Source organism: Bacteroides sp. 14(A) (genome assembly GCF_000526555.1).
GTDB classification, from domain to species: Bacteria; Bacteroidota; Bacteroidia; order Bacteroidales; family Bacteroidaceae; genus Bacteroides; species Bacteroides cellulosilyticus.
The window spans coordinates 673,675-696,577 of record NZ_JAGH01000004.1 but is presented as its reverse complement, the minus strand read 5'-3'; the positions used below and the strand labels follow the sequence as shown (position 1 = coordinate 696,577).

The window sequence follows — 22,903 nt, the reverse complement described above, 5'->3', positions numbered from 1 at the left end:
AAAGAACGCAGATTACATGAATTACGCAAACAACAAGTCAGATAAGTTCTGATTATCAGAAGGATAAAAAAGAATCATTTGTGTAATTCATGTAATTTGCATTCTAAACTTCATTTTGACACACTCCCATCATTATCTTGCTTTAAATCTGAATTTTCTTTTTCTGCCGTCCCTTTTCCCCTATACTCGCTCGGACTGACCCCGAAATGCTTCCGGAATACCTCTCTGAAATATTTCGCATCGCAGAACCCGGTCATATCCGCTATTTCCGTAATAGAGTGTTCGCCTTCTTTCAACATTCGGGCAGCATACTGCATACGGATGAGACGTACATAATCTGCCGGAGAACAATCAGTCAATGCTTTCACTTTATTATAGAAACTACTGCGACTCATGTGGTGAAGCGAACAAAGCATATCTACCGTAAAATCCGGATCGGCCATGTTCTTCTCCACATTTTCCCTGACTGAAGCTATGAATTTCCAGTCAAGTGTATCCCGACACCCTTTCGGCCATTTTTCAGTTTCGAAGTCCGAACTGCCATACTTCTTATGCAATAAGATCCGATTGGTAATCAAACGGTTGATACTCGCCTTCAATATGCTGATGCTGAAAGGTTTCGCCATGTAATCATCCGCACCTATCTTCAGTCCTTCCAGCATGTTTTTCTCATCACCCAATGCAGTCAACAGAAGCACCGGAATATGAGATGTTTCAATATTGCCCTTAATGGCGGCACACAATTCATCTCCCGACATTTCCGGCATCATAATATCTGACAACACAAGATCCGGCTTAAACTCGGATAGGATTTCAAGAGCCTCCTTTCCGTTGTGACAGGACTGCACCAGATAATCCTCACCAAGCGTATTCACCAGATAAATACGCAAATCGTCATTATCCTCCACGATGAGGATACGTCGGGAAGAAGCATCACTCTGCTTGGGCTCAACGGCAGAAAGTGCCGGAGTAACAACTTCCGGCATGCTGATAGATCGCTCCGGAGTTGCAGATATGATACTGGCTTTACGAAAATGTTTGTTCCCCTTAGGAAAAATGATTCTTACCAGTGTACCTTGTTCCGCCGTACTCTCTATAGTTATTTTTCCACCATGTAAACGCACCAGCCTATGCACCAATGCCAGGCCGATTCCACTACCGCTAACCCTCAAGTTGACGGCATTGCTACCTCGAAAATAGGTATGAAAAAGTCCTTTCTGTTCATTGCGGGGAATACCGATTCCGGTATCTTTCACCTCAATGCCCCAACCATCCTCATATTCTGATGCACTGACATATATGTTCCCATTTTCCGGTGTATATTTCATGGCGTTCGACAGGATATTCTTCATGATAGAATCCATCTTATCCCTGTCAAACCACACGTTCAGGTATTGAAAATTACTTTCGTAAGTCAACCTGATATGCTTGATGTTTGTATACGCATGAAATGTGTCACAAATGCCTGACACATACATACCTAATTCATACTCAGCAATATACATATGTGATGAATAGGTATTGATACGTTCAAAATTAATAAGATTTGTTATAAGCCGTAAAAGAACATCCACATTTCTCAGAGCCATGCTCACATGTCCCTTACCTTCCTCATTCACCATATCTTTGTTCCGTAGTTCTTCCAACGGGGCCTTTATCAGAGTCAGAGGTGTACGGATGTCGTGAGCTGTGTTTATAAAAAAGCGTGTCTTTTCTTCCGAAATCCTCTTCTGTTTCCTCAGTGTAATGATGCGGAACAGAATCACACACACCAGAACAGCTAACATAATATAACCGGCTATAGCCCACGGAGTAGCCCACAACGGAGGAGATATGATAATCAACATACTGCGCTGTTCATAACTCTTATACTTTTCTTCGTTAGATACGGAACGTACATGAAGCATATATTTACCCGAAGGGATATTGGTGAAACGCATCAGACCGTTGGAAGAAGGCGTAGTCCATTCATCATAAAAGCCTTCCAATCTCCAGGAGTATAAAATATTAGAAGGATAGTCATAATTAATGGAGGAAGCCCTCAGTGAGAAAGTATTCTGTTCATATTTAAGTTTCAAAATTTTCGTATCGTTAATATCCGTTTCCAAGGGTGATCCTTCATCACCGGGATATACAGGCTGATAGGATATATTCAAATCACTAAGCAACATCGGAGAAAAAGTTGGGACCGGTATGTGCATATCCGAAGGAAAACCAATGACCCCATCATTACTTCCCAAGACAAAACGACCGCTACTATGCAAAATACCGGCACCGGGATTGAAACAGACACTCATAAGCCCCTGTTCACGCGTCCAGTTATTAAATGACATTCTACGAGGTGAAAAATGAACAATTCCATTTTCCGTACTAAGCAATAAATCCCCGTCCGGTTTAGGAAGAATTGTATAGATATTATTGGATATAAGGGCACAATTATCTGTATAATACTGAGCGAAGGCCTCTTCTTCGGGATTATAAAGCACCAGCCCGGAACCACTGGTACCTATATACAACACACCATCGTCTCCCTGATACAAGGCATGGATATGCATAGATTCCACAGGCATATCGATGCTGCGATATTTTCCGGAAAATTTGTCTAGCAAATATAGTCCTGCCGAAGTGCCAATCCACATCGAAGAATCGTCTTTTTCGCGAATGCAGGTAATAGAATTCAAGCCGGAATACAGGCGGGATTTACCACTTTTAAGATCAAAACATTTCAGATTATAAAAACCGCCTGACCAGATATTACCTTCCGAATCTTTCCTTATGTCACGAATGTACTGATCGGGACGCAGGTCTAAATGAAAGAAAAGAGAAGAAGCAATATAGTCAACCGTAAGGGCACGTTTATCTATCTGGTAAAGACCGGAGGTAAAACCACCTGCCAGAATAATTCCGGGCGAGATTTCACAAAGCGTCAGGAATATATGATTCTTATCTTCCAGTTCATGATCAAAAGTGCTGAAAAAGGAATGCCATTCCCCCGTAGCGGAACTATATAGACTTATGCCATTGCTGGTACCGAACCAAAGGTCACCCTCACTATCTTCAATGACATCATGCACCTGGTTATTGACAAGTGACTGGCGGTTCCCAACTGAATGACGAGTCCAGCGGTAACCGCTGTAACGATTGTCGCGGATGGTTATTCCACTGGGATAATTAGCAATCCAGATGCGACCCTCATGGTCTACATGCACATCGTTTATATTGTTGCCATTCATTCCATTATGGATATTATAATCTGCTACAATATAAGGAACTGCATAACATGTATCAATATTCATACGATAGATTCCTTTCCCGTCAGTAGCTATCAGAATTTCCCTTTCCCCAAAGGGTATAATACGTTTGATATTCACGTCACTAAGGGTTTCATCCGACCGATTTTCCTGAGAAGTATCAAGATCACAAATCCACACTCCCTGCTTAAAAGTACCGACAAACAATTTCTTCAAAGCAGCTGAAAAGAATAACTCGCTCACCGGTGCATGAAGATTATATGCCGGTGTACACGAAAGTAACGTACGAGACTCATCCAATACCGCCCGATACAACCCGGACTCCGTACCTATGAAGAAGTTTTCCCTATCTATCTGGGCAATAGAAGTGACATTACTGATTATACTGGATGATAATTGCGATATCTTTCCTGTGCGGGTATCGAACAATGCCATTTGTTCCTTACTGCAAAGCCAGATACGTCTGGAATGATCCATATAGCTATATGTAATATTCGGCGAAGAGATTCCCTTTTCCGGTAAAGGAGGCATATACACCTGTTCGAACCGATCCCGGCCCTGTTCATAGCGGAAAATGCGGCCTTTCCGTCCAGTTCCCCACAACACACCGTCGTCAGCCATGTAAAGCCAATTCAGGCTAAACTGCATATTGAGCTTCTGTCCCTTATCCGTCAATTCATAGTGTTTGATTTCCTTGCCATTGTAACGGTCCGGACCTTCCTGAGTAAGGAACCACATATATCCTAAAGAATCTTGTAGGATACGATAAACTTTCTGACTGCCCAGACCATCCTCCATACTTATATATTTATATGCCTGGGCTACACATACCTGAGTAAAAAATACGAGTATGGCAAACAGCATGGAGGTTTTTCTCTGTTGATAAAATCTTCTCCTGTTCATCACAGTTCGTGTGTTATCATCCAAGGATTCCTGACTCCGAATCTGACAAGGAATCCCAACGGTTTAATATTAAAATATGAGATTAATATGCAAAATTAACCAAAAAGGCAGAAAAGTTCACAGTATAAAACAAGTTTTTTTCATAATACACGTCATTTTTTATCGCTATTACCATATTTTTCTTATAACAAATAGCATTCACCAGAAACGATCCTTTTTCTTATTTTCGTTCTCAATCACTTATTTGACAACTTTTTAGCCATCTTATTTGTTAGAGACATATACTAATCTATAATCCATGATCCATGAAAGTACATGAATATCAAGCAAAGGAAATCTTCTCCCAGTATGGAATTCCGGTAGAACGACATGTGTTATGCAATACGCCCGATGAAGCCGTAAAAGCTTTCCGGCAGTTAGAAGTGGACAAAGTAGTTGTGAAAGCACAAGTGTTGACCGGTGGACGAGGAAAGGCAGGAGGCATAAAACTAGCTGACAATGAAGAACTGGTAAGACAGCACGCCCGGGAAATTCTGAAAATGACCATCAAAGGTTTTCCTGTAACCCGAATTTTAATCAGCGAAGCTGTAGATATCGCAGCTGAATATTATGTCAGTTTTACCATTGACCGCAACACGCGTTCAGTAGTGCTTATCATGAGCGCGGCAGGAGGAATGGATATTGAAGAAGTAGCCCGCAACACTCCGGAGAAAATCATTCGCTATAATATCGACCCGTTGATAGGATTGCCTCAATATCTGGCACAGAGTTTTGCATTCATGCTTTTTGACCAGGCGGAACAAGCCAGGCGTATGACTTCCATCCTTCAGAATCTCTATAAAGCCTTCATGGAAAACGATGCATCGCTTGCTGAAATCAACCCGTTAGTGTTGACGGCTAAAGGTACCCTTACAGCCATTGATGCCAAGATGGTGTTCGATGATAACTCTCTTTATCGTCACCTCGAGATACACTCACTTTTCGAACCTACATCGGAGGAACAACTCGAAGCTACAGCCAAAGAAAGAGGATTCAGCTATGTACGTATGGACGGAGACATCGGTTGCATGGTAAACGGCGCCGGACTGGCAATGACTACCATGGACATGATTAAGTTATATGGCGGTTCACCTGCCAATTTCCTGGATATCGGTGGGAGTTCAAACCCCGTGAAGGTGATTGAAGCCATGAAGATACTGCTGAATGATTCGAAAGTAAAAGCGGTCTTCATCAATATATTTGGCGGCATCACTCGTTGCGACGATGTAGCTATAGGATTGATACAGGCTTTCGACCAATTGCAAACGGAAATTCCTGTCATTGTAAGACTGACGGGAACCAATGAAAAAATCGGCAGGAAACTATTAAAAGACAGTAACCGCTTTCAGGTAGCGGAAACCATGAATGAAGCCACCCTGATGGTAGTAAAATCTGTGAAAGGAGAAACATTATGAGCATACTTATTGATAAATCGACCCGTCTGTTGGTACAAGGTATTACGGGCAGAGACGGACATTTTCATGCTGTGAAAATGAAAGAATACGGTACGAATGTGGTAGGTGGTACGTCTCCCGGAAAAGGAGGCAGCACCGTAGACGGGCTTCCCGTTTTCAACACCATGTACGAGGCAGTGGAAAAGACGCAGGCCAATGCCTCCATTCTTTTTGTTCCCGCCAGCTATGCGGCAGATGCTATCATGGAAGCCGCAGATGCCGGAATCAAACTGATTATCTGTATCTCCGAAGGTATCCCTACCCTCGATGTAATCAAAGCGTATCGCTTCACTCAACTGAAAGGAGCCATGCTGATCGGGCCGAACTGCCCCGGTTTAATTTCTCCGGAAAAGAGCCTGGCCGGAATCTTACCCGGCAACGTTTTTAAAAAAGGAAATGTCGGAGTGATCAGCCGTAGCGGAACATTGACTTACGAGATTGTTTACCATCTTACAGCCAACGGCATGGGCCAATCTACCGCTATTGGCATGGGAGGTGATCCCGTAGTAGGACTTTACTTCCGTGAACTATTGGAAATGTTCCAGAATGATAAGGATACGGAATCCATCGTCATGATCGGTGAGATTGGTGGAAACGCAGAAGAACTGGCGGCTGAATATATAAAGAAGCACGTAACAAAACCTGTCGTAGCTTTTATTGCCGGACAATCTGCACCTCCGGGAAAGCAAATGGGACATGCAGGTGCCATTATTTCCGGTAATTCCGGCTCTGCCGAGGAAAAGATTGCAGCACTGACGGCAGCTGGAATACAAGTGGCAAATGAACCGGCAGAAGTACCTATCTTATTAAAAGCGTCACTTCCAAACAAATAACATAAATCTGTTGGCGGAATTTATTCATTTCGGTATAGTAATGAATTTTCACCACAGAGTAACACAGAGTTTCACGGAGTTATATTCTTTTGATTTCAAATTGATTAAACTCCGTGAAACTCTGTGTTACTCTGTGGTGAATTAATTCATAACCCCAAAAAAAGAAATAAATTCCGCCAACGAGTAACATAACTACATTTTAAATCAATTCGTAGCTGGCGCTTTGGATAGGCATATCCAGATTGTGCAGTACTTTTTCCAGTAAAATACCCTCCCGATTGTCGTACTCATACCCAAAAGTAGCACGAATGCCCTGAAGAATGAATTGCGTGGCACGGTCCAAAGCAATAGGAAGACTATCCCCTTGCAATAAAGCACCGGTTATGACACTTGTAAAAGTATCCCCGGTTCCCGGATAATGGGCCGGCAAATACGGACAAGTAATTTTCCAGTATCGATCCCCTACCCGATTATAAGCATATACCGAGGTCTTGTGACTCTCTTCATGAACAGGAACGCTGGTTATAATAACCACCTGAGGGCCTGCATCAGACAAAAGACGAAGGTAAGATTTCAATTCTTCATCCGTATTATCTGCTTTATAAGGCTTGTCCATCAGATAAAAAAGTTCAGTGAGATTTGGGGTGATCACATCCGCCTTCGTTGCCAAGTGGCGCATTTCGCAAATCATTGATTCATCAAAGTTTGTGTATAGCCGTCCGTTATCTCCCAATACGGGGTCAACTACCACCAAGCTGTCCGGCTGGCGGAAGTCATCAATAAAATCCGAAACAATCTGTACCTGACGCGGAGCTCCGAGATATCCTGTATAGAAAGCATCAAACTGTACATCCAGCTTTTTCCATTCGGCAATAATTCGAGGCATTTCATCCGTCAGGTCAAGAATAGAAAACTCCGGATATTGCGTATGACTGGAGAGCACAGCCGTAGGTAAAGGGCAAACCTGAAAGCCCATGGAAGACAAAATCGGAATTACAACCGTAAGGGATACACGCCCAAAACCAGACAAGTCATGAACGGCAGCTATTCTCTTTACTTTATTTGTATACATCTTGGTTACTACATTTTTTCTTTCACATAAAAAAACTCCCCGCAAAGATAATCTTACGGGGAGTAAAGAACAAGCTAAAAGAGAAAATGTTTGATTCAATTAAAGTTTAGGAATTAAGCTAATGCAAGTATCAGTATTTGTGCAGTAAGCACACGTAAAAACATGGTAAGCGGATAAACAGTGGCATATCCCACCGCAGGAGCATCACACGAAGTCAGATCATTGGAATACGCCAACGCGGGCGGATTCGTGGTTGAGCCACCCAATACTCCGATCAACGTATAATAGTTTAATTTAAAGACGTATCGTCCGACAAGCCCGGCTATCAGCAAAGGAACAATAGTTATAATAACACCATAACCTACCCAGACATATCCACCGTCATAAATCACCGTTTCCACAAATCCTTTACCGGCACCCAATCCCACACAAGCCAGGAAAAGGGAAATTCCTATCTCACGCAGCATCAGATTGGCACTCATGGTAGTATAAGTAATCATTTTGTACTGAGGACCGAAGCGACTGATCAGAATGGAAACAATAAGAGGGCCGCCCGCCAATCCTAACTTTACCGGCTGTGGAATGCCCGGAAATACGAAAGGTGTACTACCCAGGATACATCCTAACGCTATCCCCAAGAATATAGGTATCAGATTAGGATGATCCAAGCGTTTCATTGAATTTCCCAATACTTTTTCCGCATGACTGACCGCCAGCTCGCTACCAACAATAGTAACACGGTCGCCCATCTGCAATTGTAATTGCGGAGCAGCAACCAAGTCTACTCCCGAACGATTCACCCGGGTAATACTGGCTCCGAAATTATTACGTATCTTCAATTGGGAAAGCATCTTTCCATTCAGTTCAGGTTTCGTTATCAAGATACGACGGGAAATCAGTTTCTTGTCCAATTGCTCCCATTGCATATCAATCTGCTTACCGAAGAAGACGCTAATAGCTTCAATATCTTTAGGGGTAGAGATAACCAAAATTTTATCATTCAGATGCAATACCGTATCTGAATTAGCCAATTCCGTTCCTTGCCCGTCATGATACTGTACACGCGAAATCACAAAATCACGGTTCATCAGCGGACGTATATCTTTTATCTTTTTTCCGTCGATAGCTTCATTACGGATTTCAAACGAAATAGGACGCACAGTGAGTTCCTGTATGTGTCCCAGTCCACGTTCAGCTTCCGCCTCTTCTGTCTTGGTATTGATACGCAAAATATATTTCAAGGCTATCAATGACAAGATAATGCCGACTACACCCAGTGGATAAGCAACCGCATATCCCAATGCTATCTCAGGGGCATCTATTCCGTTCAAATCACTGTTCGCCTGCTGGGCAGCTCCAAGTCCCGGAGTATTTGTTACCGCACCGGAAAGGATACCGACCATAGTAGTGATAGGCGTACCCGTGACAAAATGTAATATAATCGTGATGACTACTCCCAGAAAAACGACCAGCATAGCCAACAGATTCAAGGTAAGTCCGCCTTTTTTGAAAGCAGAAAAGAAACCGGGTCCCACTTGTAGCCCTATGGAGTAAACAAACAAGATCAGACCGAACTCTTTCATAAAATGAAGCAAGTGTTCATTCAGAGTCATATCAAAATGCCCGAATACAATCCCCACAAAAAGTATCCATGTGATACCTAATGAAACTCCCGCCACTTTGATTTTAGCCAGCATAATGCCAAATGCTATCACAAGTGAAAGGATCAGTACGGAATGAGCCACTCCTCCACCCCAAAGATCAGGGTATCCTTCAAAAAGGTTCTTCAATAGTTCCATAATTTAAAGCATATATAATTTTTTCTTCATATAATCCGTTTAAAGTCTCCCCGGAGAAATCACTTCTACGGGGAGACGCACACATTGAAACATAACTAAATCATAGTGGCATATTGCCGTGCTTTTTAGGTGGGTTGCTCTGACTCTTGTTATGCGTCATTTCTAACGCCTGAATCAGCTTATACCGGGTATCACGAGGCATGATAATCTCATCAATAAAACCACGCTCGGCAGCCCGATACGGATTAGAAAACTTAAATTCATATTCCTGGATCAGACCGGATTTTTCTTCCGGTGTAACATTTCTATATAATATATTCACAGCACCTTCGGCTCCCATCACAGCTATTTCAGCCTGCGGATAGGCCAGATTGATGTCTGCCCCTGTCTGTTTGCTGGACATCACGATGTACGCACCGCCATAAGCCTTACGGGTTATCAGGGTAATTTTAGGGACAGTAGCTTCTGCATAAGCATAGACGATTTTTGCCCCGTGACGAATGATGCCATTATGCTCCTGCGTCACGCCAGGCAGGAAGCCCGGTACATCTTCGAAGGTAATCAACGGAATGTTGAAGCAGTCGCAAAAACGGATGAAACGTGCAGCCTTATCGGAAGCATCTATATCCAGCACACCAGCCAGATAAGCCGGCTGGTTGGCTACAACTCCTACCGAACGACCATTCAGACGGGCGAAACCCACCACAATATTCTTTGCAAAATGAGGCATCACTTCAAAGAAATATTGGTTATCCATAACAGGCTCTATAATATCCTTAATGTCATAAGGAATGTTCGGGTCTTCCGGAATCACAGTTTGAAGTTCTTCTGACTGACGTCTGGCATCATCCGTACAAGGAATAAGCGGAGCATCCTCCATATTATTGGAAGGCAGGAAGCTGAGCAATTCGCGTATGGCCAGCATGGTTTCTTCTTCAGTGTTACACATGAAGTGAGTAACGCCACTCTTACTGCTATGTGCATAGGCTCCACCCAGCTCTTCCTTGTCCACTTCTTCATGCGTAACCGTTTTCACTACATCCGGCCCTGTGATGAACATATGACTTTTCTCTTTCACCATAAAAATAAAATCCGTCAATGCAGGTGAATAACAGGCACCGCCGGCACATGGGCCCAGAATAGCTGAGATTTGAGGGATCACCCCGGAAGCAATCGTATTCTGATAGAAAATAGAAGCATATCCTGACAAACTGCCGACACCTTCCTGAATACGGGCACCTCCCGAGTCATTCAGAGCAATAACCGGAGCACCATTTTTGAGTGCCAGTTGCTGTACTTTCACTATTTTCGCTGCATTAGTTTCACTCAAAGAACCACCATGCACCGTAAAGTCATAGGCGTACACAAATACCGGACGACCGTCAATCTTGCCGTAACCAGTCACCATGCCATCACCTGGAATTTGTTTTTTCTCCATTCCGAAATTGGTGCAACGGTGATTTACAAACTTATCCAACTCATTGAATGTCCCTTTATCCAGCAAGGCTTCTATGCGTTCGCGTGCGGTCATCCGCCCGGCAGCATGTTGTTTTTCTATCTTATCAATGCCTCCACCCTGCGAGGCACGCTTATTAAGTTCTTCAAACTGATTATATATTTCTGTCCTTTCCATACTTATTCTTCATTTATAATATCCAATGTCATTAAAATCTGGTTACTGCTCACTGAATCACCTTCCGCCACCAAGATTTCTCTCACTACACAGTCCGAATTGACCTTATAGTTGCTTTGCATTTTCATAGCTTCAAGCACCACTACAATATCTCCCGCCGACAAACGGTCCCCTTTCTTTACAGGAATCTTCATAACCTTACCCGGCATCGGAGCAATAATCTTATCGTCCTGTCTCTCTTCTCCTCCTTTTCGCATACGCAAGTATTTCACCTGGGTATCTGCTATATCCACATGATAAGAGCGATAGAACAAATTCACATCATAGCTTTTTCCTCCTTCACCGCGGATGACTTCCGTATTGTAAGAATTTCCGTCGTGTAAGATGGAGCAGCTGCCGTTTTCTGCCATGGCAATATCCACATCGTAGATTCTTCCATCAACATTCAACCGGACTTTATTATCTTCTTTACTGACCAACGTCACGTCGGCAACGCGGTTTCCAATATGTATTTCCATTAACTACTTCCTCCCTCTTTAAATACGTAAAACTCCTTTTTGCAAACCAAACTCACGCCAGCGACTGATAGGACGACCATCAGACGACTGCGTAGAAGAATTCTCTTCCAGGTTCATCAGGTAATCTATATAAGCGGCAATCATGGCAATATTCTCAATTTCTTCATTATTACTGTTAGGACGCTGCAACATACGCGAGTTTTTCTCGATAAACAGCGTGTTGTATTCTCCCTTTACGAAATCGGGGTTGTGCATGATGCGCTTCAGATAAGTAAGATTCGTCTTCAATCCGGTAATTTTATACTCATACAGCACACGGCGCATACGCTCAATGGCATACTGCCGATTGGTGGCCCATACGATCAGTTTTCCGATCATGGGATCATAATAAATAGGAATCTCATACCCTTCGTAAACATAGCTATCGATTCGGACACCGATACCGTTCGGTTCAGCCAATAACTTAATGATTCCCGGAGACGGCATAAAATTATTCTCCGTATCTTCCGCACAGATACGACATTCGATAGCATGTCCCCGCTGAAACAAATCTTCCTGTTTAAGATGCAACGGATAACCGGATGCAATCATGATCTGTTCTTTCACCAAGTCCACACCCACCACTTCTTCCGTAATGGGATGTTCCACTTGCAAACGGGTGTTCATTTCCAGGAAATAGAAATGACGATGCTTATCCACCAGAAATTCGATAGTACCTGCACCCGAATAGTTCACTGCTTTGGCGGCAGCTACAGCCTTCTCTCCCATCTCTCTGCGTAATTCCGGAGTGAGGAAGGGAGACGGACTTTCCTCCACAATCTTTTGATTTCTACGCTGAACAGAACATTCGCGATCAAATAAATGAATCACATTGCCATGATTATCACCCAATACCTGAAATTCAATATGATGGGGTTCCTCCACAAATTTCTCCAGATATACCGTATCGTCACCAAAAGCAGACATAGACTCCGAACGGGCGGTATTATAAGCCTCAACTACTTCATCCTCACTATGTATCAGTCGCATACCTTTTCCGCCACCACCCATAGAGGCTTTCAGCATCACGGGATAGCCGATCTTATTACATATCATCACAGCCTCCCCGGCACTCTGCAAGGGTTGTTCCGTACCGGGAACTACCGGTACTCCGGCTGCAATCATGTGTTTACGGGCTGAGATTTTATCGCCCATCGCTTCCATTGTTTCGGCAGAGGGCCCGATAAAAATAATGCCTTCTTCTTTGCAACGACGGGCAAAGTCCGCATTTTCAGATAAGAAACCATATCCGGGATGGATGGCATCCGCTTCATGCTGCCGGGCAGCACGAATTATATTCTCTATATTCAAATAACTGTCTCTGGAAGCTGCCGGACCTATCAGACAGGCTTCATCGGCATACATGACGTGTTTTGCTGCACGGTCCGCTTCCGAATAGACAGCTACTGTACGTATTCCCATCTCTTTGCAGGAACGCATTACACGTACAGCAATCTCGCCTCTATTGGCAATCAATACTTTTTTTATCATTGTTCTTCTGTTTATCACAAAGGGGTGCATCACATACATCCATAACGATACCCTCTTTGACTGCCGTCAGACAGTCATGACATAAACAGCCCGGGTAATTCTTTTGCAAATAAGCACGTTGCTGCTCATTCAGTCGTACCGTAGCGCAATGGCATGACAAAATCCGATCGTGCATACACTCAAAGGTTGCACCACAACGCGGACATACCTTTTTCATAGGCATCCCTTTCGCATTAATTAAATTAAAACAATTATACGTTCGTACTGTTCCCCTAATCCCACGAGTAGCAACAGACTTTAACGAATGGCAGGTCTTCTGACTGACTCCCTTTCTGATTCCTTCCCGGCCTCCAATTCACAGCCAGTGGCTAAAGTATTTATCAAGAAAGTTATGGAGCTTCACAGCAGCGGGACTGTCCGGGATTTACACCCGATTCCCTTTTAATCCAAATGACAGAAATGTTCATCCGAAACCAATTCGGGGCAAAGATAGTGGAAATTATCATTGGAGATGCTTTTTAAAACAAAAAATATAAGCTGGGAATATTTTTTTCTATCATCCGTTGGATTATAGATTTTATTTCTAACTTTGTCAGCGATAACGGTTTCCAAATCACCGCAAGCGTGAAATGGAATTAAAAGGGAATCCTGTGAAAATCAGGGACTATCCCCGTAGCTGTAAGTTTCATCTCCCTACCATGTGGAGAAAAGATTGTGGCACTCTTTAGCCACTGGTCCTGCAAAGACCGGGAAGGCGCCATAACGGAAACAAGTCAGAAGACCTGCCGATATCTGTAATCATTCAGGCTTTCGGGTGAAAAGCGATAGAATGCATCCTCCAAGATTCATTTTATTACTTACTCTCCTTATTTTGTCGTTTGATTTAGTATAGCTAACTAAACAAAGAATATTTATTTGTTAAATCTTAAATTACAGGTATGATCAATTCGGAGACTTTCATCGTCAAAAGAGATGGGAAAAAAGAAGCGTTTTCACTTGACAAGATCAAGAACGCAATTAGTAAAGCATTTTTATCTGTCGGCAGTTTTGCCACACAAGATGTGATCACCAACATACTCAGCCGCGTGAACATCAGTGATGGAACCAGTGTAGAAGATATACAGAACCAGGTAGAAATTGCACTGATGGCTGAACACTATTACAGTGTAGCAAAAGCGTTCATGCTATACAGACAGAAACATCTGGAAGACCGGGAAGTACGTGACAAGCTCCGTTTCCTGATGGATTACTGCGATGCCTCCAACCCTGCCACCGGTAGCAAGTATGACGCTAACGCCAATGTGGAAAATAAAAATATAGCCACACTGATAGGCGAGCTCCCCAAATCGAACTTCATCCGTCTGAACCGCCGTTTGCTGACTGACCGTCTGAAGGACATGTACGGCAAGGAACTTTCAGACCGCTACATCGAATTGCTGAACCAACACTTCATATATAAGAATGATGAAACCAATCTTGCCAATTATTGCGCAAGCATCACCATGTATCCGTGGCTGATCAGCGGAACCGCATCCGTAGGCGGTAACTCCACGGCACCCACCAATCTGAAGTCTTTCTGCGGAGGATTCATCAATATGGTATTTATCGTATCGAGTATGCTCAGCGGCGCCTGTGCCACACCGGAATTTCTGATGTATATGAATTATTTCATAGAAAAAGAATACGGAGAGGATTACTATAAACATCCGGAACAACTTGCCGACCTTTCCTCCAAACAAAGGACCATAGATAAAATAATCACCGATTGTTTTGAACAGATCGTATATTCCATCAATCAACCTACGGGGGCACGGAATTTTCAGGCAGTATTCTGGAATGTAGCTTACTATGATCAATATTATTTCAATAGCCTTTTCGAACATTTCGTCTTCCCGGACGGAAACGCTCCCCATTGGGAATCATTGAGCTGGTTGCAGAAGCGTTTCATGAAGTGGTTCAATAAGGAACGCACCAAAGCCGTTCTTACTTTCCCCGTAGAGACAATGGCTTTACTGACCAAAGACGGAGATGTACTGGATAAGGAATACGGTGACTTCACGGCCGAAATGTATGCGGAAGGACACTCTTTCTTTACATATATGAGTGATAATGCCGACTCGTTAAGTAGTTGTTGCCGCTTACGTAATGAAATACAGGATAACGGATTTAGTTACACCCTGGGTGCAGGCGGCGTATCTACCGGATCAAAAAGTGTGTTGACTATCAACCTGAACCGTTGCATCCAGCATGCAGTGAAATCCGGATTGCTTTATCATTTCTTCCTTGAAGAGGTAGTAGATCTGGTACACAAGGTACAACTGGCCTATAACGAAAACTTAAAGCATCTGCAAAGCAAAGGAATGTTGCCTTTGTTCGATGCCGGATACATCAATATGGGACGCCAATATCTGACAATCGGTGTAAACGGGCTGGTGGAAGCCGCTCAATTCATGGGAATTGAAATCAACGATAATCCTAAATATGAAGCTTTTGTGCAGGAGATTCTGGGAATAGTTGAAAAATACAATAAGAAATATCGAACGAAAGATATACTCTTTAACTGCGAAATGATACCGGCCGAGAATGTAGGCGTGAAACATGCCAAATGGGACAAAGAAGCCGGTTTCCAGACATTCCGCGAGTGCTATAACAGCTATTTCTACATCGTAGAGGATGAGTCGCTGAACGTCATCGATAAGTTCCGTATGCATGGACACAGGTATATAGAGCATCTGACGGGCGGTTCGGCACTCCACATGAATCTGGAAGAGCACTTAAGCAAAGAGCAATACAGGCAATTACTTCGGGTAGCCGCCACTGAGGGCTGCAATTACTTTACTTTCAATATACCTAACACGGTCTGCAACGAATGCAACCACATTGACAAAAGATACTTGAAAGAGTGTCCGGAATGTCATAGCCAGAACGTGGATTATCTGACCCGCGTTATCGGCTACATGAAACGAATCAGCAATTTCTCTCAAGCCCGGCAAAAGGAGGCTGCCCGAAGATATTATGCTGAAGTACACTGATTACGACATTGTTTTTCAGGAGATACCGGATGAGGTGACATTGGCAATCAACCTTTCGAACTGTCCGAACAGGTGTAAAGGTTGCCATAGTCCCTATCTGCAACAAAATGTTGGAGAAGCGCTGACAGAAGAAAACCTTTCCGTACTTTTACAAAAGTATGGAAAGGCTGTTACATGCGTCTGTTTTATGGGTGGAGATGCAGATCCTTATGATGTAGCGTATTTTGCCAATTTTCTACAGCAACAGCAGATTGCCCCGGTAAAAGTGGGTTGGTATTCCGGTAAGCAGGAACTGCCTGACGGATTCCCGATACGGAACTTCCAATACATAAAACTTGGGCCTTACGTAGAAAGTCGCGGTGGCTTGAAGTCTGAACAAACCAACCAGCGGCTTTACAAGATTGTACAAGGAGAAATGAATGATATTACTTACCGGTTCAGGACAAATAGCTGATCTCTTTCCGCCTGAACCGGAATTACAAAGTCTTATTCAAACCGGAGAACAAGGCGTCCCGTTTGCGAGCCATCCACCCATTTTGGTTGTGAAGAAGGACCGCACAAGTCCGTGGAATTTACTTTATTACGCACCGGAGGAATTACATTCAAAACAGAAATTCCGCTTTCGGGAAGTGTATACAGTAACCGGTCACGACCATCACGGGGTTGATATACTCCGATATAGGAATCAGGTGTTTCATTCGTCAGGCTGATGGTTCCCTCTTTCGTGCGAATACTCATCCAGGAGACACTGCCAAAATATCCCTTGAATTCAGGATAGGTGAATGTCTCACCCGGAATAGGATCGTTATAATCATTCTCCCAGATATCATACTGCGTGCCATGAATACGATTCTGCCATACACGATACGGACCTGCTCCCAACCAACGCTTGCTGAGCACTTGTTCTTCAGGGTAATCAAAGCAAATACCCATCAGGTCTACCACACCGGAGAAGTTGTAGGTATAATCAAGAGTAGCCATGCCGTCCGGATGAATTGTCCACTGAGCTTTGTCTAAATTACCCAGTTTATAATTAGCGGTGAGGATCAGATCCCCCCCCTCTTCTTTCACATCCAGTTTCGTGAAGACTGCCGCATCGGTAAATTCACTGTAAGTACGGTCCTTTGCCTTGGCTTTTTCGTCATCATGATTATAGAACTGATCCAGGGAACGGTCTGCACGACGTGCACCGATAAAACGGGGACCGTTAGCAAAACTAATCTTACGGTTATTGACGGATACATCTTTCAGCTGCCCGTCTTTCTTTGAAAAGACAAAAGTACGCCCGTTTGCTTTTACCGTAATACCTTTTTCTGTTTCCGTATAGGATGCACGGCCGGATGATGCAGAAAACTGTTCTGTTTCCCGATTCAGTTTATCTACGGGGAAAGTCCAGCGCCAAAGTTCATACCCATATTTATCTATAACTGTCAGGAAAAGAGCATCCGCTTCGGGAAGAATAGAAGTCTTGATATCCACCACTCCCACTCCATGGGCTGCTACATCGCTTCCTTGCACTTCACCTTGTTTCAGAATTCGTGTAGTTGTATTGGAAGCATCCGTTACCGACGGGAACTTCACTTGCTGCCAGATAAAACGACAGGTGTTCAGGTTCAGATAATCATAACGGTTCTCCACAGAGAGTTTACCGTCGAAATTCCGGTCGATAGCGGTATTCATAACCTGCACCGGGCTCCATAGCTGCTTGATAGTGTAATAGCTGCCTTCCTTTTCATGGTGAGGGCCTACAATTCCGTCAGCTCCGAAATTTCCCTGATTGTCTATGAACCCGTCCATATCCACGCGCTTCACGCCTTCATCCGCCAATACCCACAGGAAACCACCGATACAACGCGGATGTTTACGCATCATTTCCCAGTAATCATACAGGCCGGCACCATGACCTCCGTCGTACAAACCATGCAGGAATTCAGTAGGCATAAAGATTTCCGGCAGGCGCATGTAGTTCTGGCTTTCTCCATACGAACGATAGTGCATGGTTTCGAAACCGGAGAAGTTACCTTGCGGATGGATGACCGGGCGTTTCTGCAGATCGTATTTATGGAATTCTCCGTCCAGTTCAATGTTCCAGCCTTTTTCATTACCATTGCTCCACCAGATAATGGACGGATGGTTCACATCACGTTCTATCATGCCTTCAATCAGACGTACTCCCGTAGGGGTATCGTACTTGCCATGCCAGCCACCCAGTTCATCCATAACATAGAGTCCAAGAGAGTCGCACGTTTCCAGAAATTCCGGGTCCGCCGGATAGTGGCTCAGACGGACAGAATTCATATTCATGCCCTTCATCAGAAGTACATCTTCAATATTCTTCGCTTTACTTAGGGTACGACCGCTTTCGGGACGGAAACTATGACGGTTGACACCACGCACGTTGATACGCACCCCGTTCACGTACAATCCGTCACTTTCACGAACTTCGATAGTACGGAAACCGAATGTCTCGGTCTCATGATGCAGGACTTTACCTCCTTTATCCAACAGTGAAAATTGAGCTTTATAAAGATTCGGAGTTTCTGCCGTCCATAAGGCAGGGGCAGAAACGTTCAATTGTAAAGTAGTCCAGTCGCTTCCGGCTTTTAGGGGTACGGTGGTATCTGCCAGTTTCTTCCCTTTACCGTCCAAAATCTGTGCACGGATACTCATTCCGTCACCGGAGATATTCGTGTAGCAATTGGCACGGAATGATCCGTCCATTTGTGCATCAATAGCAATATGACGGAGATTGACGGCAGGTTTTACTTCCAGAAATACCGGGCGGAAGATACCGCCAAAGTTCCAATAATCGGCGCGCCGTTCGGCAAGGTTCACACTGGCATTCTCGCTCTCTTTGGAAACTGTTACTTCCAGCTGATTCTTCTTGCCATATTTCAGTAAATCCGTGACATTATATGAAAAGCGATAGAAGGCTCCCTGGTGTTTCGATCCTGCCTTACGTCCGTTAACCTTAACTTCCGTATCGGTCATGGATGCTTCGAACACAAGGCTGACCTGCTTGCCACGAAATTCCTCGGGAACTTCAAACTCATATTTATACATTCCTTTCTCACCGGCAATGCCTTCGGGAAAGGCTTTACCATAAAAACTAATTCCATACTGATAGGTACCAAAACCCTGCAACTCCCAGCAAGAGGGGACACCTATTTTCGTCCATCGACCGGAGTTACGTCCGTCGGTACAGAAAAAGTCCCATTCTACTGTGTCGTCGCATCCGTGGCCGGAGAGGTATTGCCGCTCTGTCTGCGGAAGTGTCTGGGCAGTCAGGGTGGTGGCTAATGCCAAGGTTGATAATAAAGTGGTTACGTTTCTCATTGTTACTTTCATTATTGTGTTAGTTATTCTTAGTTACTGATACCGGGGCGGTACTGAAGCAGGTTTTCCCTTCGGCGTGCTAACCAGACTATCTTAATTCTCCTCCTGGGAGGAGGGGAGCTTAAGTTACTTTCCAGTTTTGACACACCTTCAATTGAGATAGTAATGCCTATAAAAATAGTATGCCGAAGGGAAATCTTGCTCCAGCACTATGCCGGCTCCTATTTCTCATTACAAATCCGTATATGCAAGGTATGTTCCTTCTTATCAATGGCATACTTCTTCAGTACGCCCGGTCCGCAACTGCTGTTACCCAATCCAAGTACGGCGGCATCCAGACTCAGGATAACCTCGGGGCGGGGTTTCAGATTACAGTCATGCGTTTCTTTATATAAATCCTGTGCGGTATAGTGCAGGGCAGAAGCAGAAAAAACATCTTCCACAGCATCGACACGAATACCTTTGCCATGCCTGTCGGTCAGCATAAGGCGACGCACTTCTTCCTTATTTCCACTATCTTGCGGACGGGGATAATGCACATACTGGTCGGCAACCGATCTTTTCCAAAGTCCAACAGCTGCGGAAGTCTTACGGTCAGGATAATTATCCTGCGGACCACGCCCCTGCCAGATAAAAGTATTATAATCGGATGAAAGGCAGAATGCTATTCCCAAACGGGGTAATTCGGGCAGAATTCCCTGCGGTTGGAAAGTAGTTTTCAAGTCTATGGTTCCATCGGAAAGGATAGTATAAAGAAACTTTGTCACGATCATACCTTCTTTATAGCGATTCCTGGTTTGAATCCGGACAATGACCGCTCCGTCCTCACGGACCTCATGCTTAAAAGAGTCCAGACTAATACGAGGATTATCCATTTGATGCAAACTCCAGTCTTTAGCCAACCAGTTGCCAAAACTCTTATCATTATCTGTCGGTGCACGGAAGGCCTGTGTTACAGGTTGAAGAGGAAAATCAGCCGGATGAGCCAGCATTTCTTTTCCATGATAAGTAAGGGAAGTCAGGCTCCCGGTTACGTTTTTCTCCCATTGAATAGAAAAGCCGCTCCCACTGATGGATAAATGTTCTTCATCTGCCCTTACCTTCAGTCTCCCTCTATTCTCAAGTTTGGAAGACAATAATGCGCTTTCCTGAATGCAGAACTGTTCCCATGCCACTTCATGCCCGGCTTTCGCCCAAAGAGCATCCCGCTTCAAGATGAAGCTTATCGTGAGACGCAGGTCAGAAGTAGCCTTTGCCGAAGCTTTCTTGCCGGCTATGGAAACAGGTAAAGGGATCGTTTCACTTTCTCCGGGAGCTACCTCGGGCAATGTTATTTCTCCTTGATCCTTCTGCTTCCCATCTATGGACAACGTCCACAAACAGCGATATTGGGACAAATCCGTATGATGATTCCTATTCGTCACTCTCAGCTCTCCACTCTCCACTCTCAACTCCACGGGTGAGTATACTTTCTTCACCTCCCAATATTTAGGAGTTGTTTCGCGGTCACTCATCAACAGACCATTGAAGCAAAAAGCCTTCAGATTCGGTTTATCGCCAAAATCACCACCGTAAGCTACCATGATACGTCCATCGGGTAACGTCTTGTAGATGCCCTGATCTACCCAATCCCAGATAAATCCGCCCAGCATACGGGGATTACTGTATATCTCGTCCCAATATTCCTTGAAATTCCCCAGAGCATTTCCCATGGAGTGAGCGTATTCACTCGTCATCACGGGACGGTTGTCATTGGTACGTTCCGCAATTTCCAACAGCCGCTCCCAACGTGCATTTTCCGCACGTTCCTTATCTTCTCCCTCGGCAATGCCGGGATTCAGATACTCCTGTTTTACCCGGGTATAGAAACGACTGATTACATCTACCGTCTTCGGATCAGGTTCACCGCCGGCTCCCTGTGCACCTTCATAATGCACGGGACGTGTCGGATCGAAGTCATGCAGCCAAGCTGAAATAGCGGCAAAATTCGGACCATAACCACTCTCATTACCCATACTCCACATTACAATGCTTGGATGATTTTTATCCCGTTCTGCCATCCGCACGGCACGGTCCAGAAATGCGGCATGCCAATCGGGAGTGCTGGCTAAGGTTCCGCGCAAACCATGCTCCTCAATGTCAGCCTCATCCATTACATAAAGCCCCAGACTGTCACAAAGCTCATACCAGCGGCTGACATTGGGATAATGACTGGTTCGCACCGCATTAATATTGGCTTGCTTCATCAGAAGAATATCCTGCAACATACGTTCTTCGCTCATGACACGAGCCGTACGGGGATCGTGTTCATGGCGGTTCACCCCACGGAAACGAACCGGTGCGCCATTAACCAGCAGTTGTCCGTTTCGTATTTCCACTGAACGGAAACCGACAGATTGTTCTACCTGCTCTATTACTTCACCTTCGGCAGTCAGCAGAGCCAGGTGTAGTTTATACAAATAAGGGGTTTCAGCAGTCCACCTTTTCGGAGATTTTATCGTTGCCGACATACGTCCCAATTTACGGGGACCACGTTGAGGATACCATTCGTTCATCCTGCCCGCTTTATGTTCCAGGTCGAGTATATCTTCCACATCCCCTTTCAGTGTCGCGATTTCTCGTCCGGAAGCATCTTTCAATACTCCCTGCAGGGTAGTTCCTTTTCCGGTCATCCCTCGGTAAACGCTGAATTGAGGATCTATCTGCAAGATGAAATCCTGATAGTCCGTAGAAACCGGAAGAGTCCGCACTGCATAATCACGGATACGGATATCGGGTGTGTGCAGCAAATGGATGCTGCGGTGGATACCACCAAAACGCCAGAAGTCCTGATCTTCAAGATAAGAGCCGTCACTATACCGGTAAACTTCCAGTGCGATCTGATTCTCTCCGGCATGCAGGTAGTTTGTAATATTGAATTCACTCGGTTCCATACTTCCCTGGCTATACCCTACCCGTTCTCCATTTATCCAGACATAGAAAGCACTCATCACTCCTTCGAAACGAAGAAAGGTCTGGCCTCTTGCTTCCCAACCGGCAGGCAACTGAAACGAACGGCGATACTGTCCTACGGGATTCCGTTCTTTGTAAGTCGTATAGTCAACCTTTGGTTCACCCATCACCCGGGGTGGATCTATCTTGAACGGATAGCCTGCCGAAACGTATATCGGCGTACCATATCCGTTTACTTCCCAATTGGCAGGTACGGGAAAACCGACCCAGTCTTTATCATTGAAATCCGTCTGATAGAACTCTACAATTCTTTCATCGGGCACAGGTGTCCAGCGAAACTTCCATGTTCCATTCAGACAGATGGAACAATCTCCCTTCTGTGCGTGGAAAGGAGTAAATGCGGCCCGCGCCGGTTCGCGGTTGATTTGAAGTACATGGTGATTCTCCCAGTCATGCACAGTTTGTGCTGACGGCTGGATGGGGAGCAATAGACCAAAGAGTAAAGTATATATCTTCATTCGTTACACTATTAATATTAGGATAGACGGACG

At 44.5% G+C, this 22,903-nt stretch carries 13 protein-coding genes and 2 riboswitches; of the genes, 4 read left to right on the top strand and 9 right to left on the bottom strand.

The window, feature by feature from the left end:
• Positions 1-110: 110 nt before the first annotated feature.
• Entirely contained in the window at positions 111-4,154 is a 4,044-nt protein-coding gene (locus K429_RS0121720) for a two-component regulator propeller domain-containing protein (protein WP_081750924.1), read from the bottom strand.
• Positions 4,155-4,459: 305 nt separating this feature from the next.
• Here K429_RS0121720 and sucC point away from each other — a divergent pair, with 305 nt between their 5' ends.
• Both sucC and sucD read left to right on the top strand, forming a co-directional pair.
• The gene (gene sucC, locus K429_RS0121710) at positions 4,460-5,608 is read left to right on the top strand and encodes an ADP-forming succinate--CoA ligase subunit beta (RefSeq protein WP_029328027.1); all 1,149 of its coding nucleotides are present in this window, start codon (positions 4,460-4,462) and stop codon (positions 5,606-5,608) included.
• Positions 5,605-6,480, top strand: coding sequence for a succinate--CoA ligase subunit alpha (gene sucD / locus K429_RS0121705; protein WP_007209947.1), 876 nt, complete (start codon positions 5,605-5,607; stop codon positions 6,478-6,480). The genes sucC and sucD overlap by 4 nt, the downstream gene beginning before the upstream one ends.
• A 199-nt stretch (positions 6,481-6,679) precedes the next feature.
• Here the strand turns inward: sucD and K429_RS0121700 are convergent, their stop codons facing one another.
• From K429_RS0121700 to K429_RS0121675, 6 genes are all read right to left on the bottom strand, one after another.
• Positions 6,680-7,552 (bottom strand): pyridoxamine kinase, encoded by an 873-nt coding sequence (locus tag K429_RS0121700; RefSeq protein ID WP_029328026.1) that lies wholly within the window; start codon positions 7,550-7,552, stop codon positions 6,680-6,682.
• 113 nt (positions 7,553-7,665) lie between these two features.
• Positions 7,666-9,351 (bottom strand): putative transporter, encoded by a 1,686-nt coding sequence (locus K429_RS0121695; protein WP_022209060.1) that lies wholly within the window; start codon positions 9,349-9,351, stop codon positions 7,666-7,668.
• 100 nt (positions 9,352-9,451) lie between these two features.
• Entirely contained in the window at positions 9,452-10,984 is a 1,533-nt protein-coding gene (locus K429_RS0121690) for an acyl-CoA carboxylase subunit beta (RefSeq protein ID WP_022209061.1), read from the bottom strand.
• A 2-nt stretch (positions 10,985-10,986) separates the two neighbouring features.
• Positions 10,987-11,502: a biotin/lipoyl-containing protein gene (locus K429_RS0121685; RefSeq protein WP_007209952.1), complete on the bottom strand. Its 516-nt coding sequence runs from the start codon at positions 11,500-11,502 to the stop codon at positions 10,987-10,989.
• An 18-nt stretch (positions 11,503-11,520) separates the two neighbouring features.
• The gene (gene accC / locus K429_RS0121680; protein WP_007209953.1) at positions 11,521-13,032 is read right to left on the bottom strand and encodes an acetyl-CoA carboxylase biotin carboxylase subunit; all 1,512 of its coding nucleotides are present in this window, start codon (positions 13,030-13,032) and stop codon (positions 11,521-11,523) included.
• A complete protein-coding gene (locus K429_RS0121675; RefSeq protein WP_022209063.1) occupies positions 13,004-13,255 on the bottom strand; it encodes a cysteine-rich CWC family protein in 252 nt (83 codons plus the stop codon). The genes accC and K429_RS0121675 overlap by 29 nt, the downstream gene beginning before the upstream one ends.
• A 65-nt stretch (positions 13,256-13,320) precedes the next feature.
• Positions 13,321-13,525: riboswitch (cobalamin riboswitch) on the bottom strand.
• 92 nt (positions 13,526-13,617) lie between these two features.
• Positions 13,618-13,837, top strand: a riboswitch (cobalamin riboswitch).
• A 133-nt stretch (positions 13,838-13,970) separates the two neighbouring features.
• Here K429_RS0121675 and nrdD point away from each other — a divergent pair.
• Complete coding sequence (nrdD, locus tag K429_RS0121670) at positions 13,971-16,064, top strand: anaerobic ribonucleoside-triphosphate reductase (protein ID WP_007209956.1); 2,094 nt, start codon at positions 13,971-13,973, stop codon at positions 16,062-16,064.
• Complete coding sequence (nrdG, locus tag K429_RS0121665; protein ID WP_029328025.1) at positions 16,048-16,518, top strand: anaerobic ribonucleoside-triphosphate reductase activating protein; 471 nt, start codon at positions 16,048-16,050, stop codon at positions 16,516-16,518. Before nrdD ends, nrdG begins: the two co-directional genes overlap by 17 nt.
• A 32-nt stretch (positions 16,519-16,550) precedes the next feature.
• Here the strand turns inward: nrdG and K429_RS0121660 are convergent, their stop codons facing one another.
• Together K429_RS0121660 and K429_RS0121655 are read right to left on the bottom strand one after the other, a co-directional pair.
• Positions 16,551-19,400, bottom strand: a complete 2,850-nt coding sequence (locus tag K429_RS0121660; RefSeq protein ID WP_029328024.1) for a glycoside hydrolase family 2 TIM barrel-domain containing protein — start codon at positions 19,398-19,400, stop codon at positions 16,551-16,553.
• 221 nt (positions 19,401-19,621) lie between these two features.
• On the bottom strand, positions 19,622-22,870 hold the full coding sequence (locus K429_RS0121655; RefSeq protein ID WP_029328022.1) for a glycoside hydrolase family 2 TIM barrel-domain containing protein: 3,249 nt from the start codon (positions 22,868-22,870) through the stop codon (positions 19,622-19,624).
• Between the last annotated feature and the right edge of the window lie 33 nt (positions 22,871-22,903).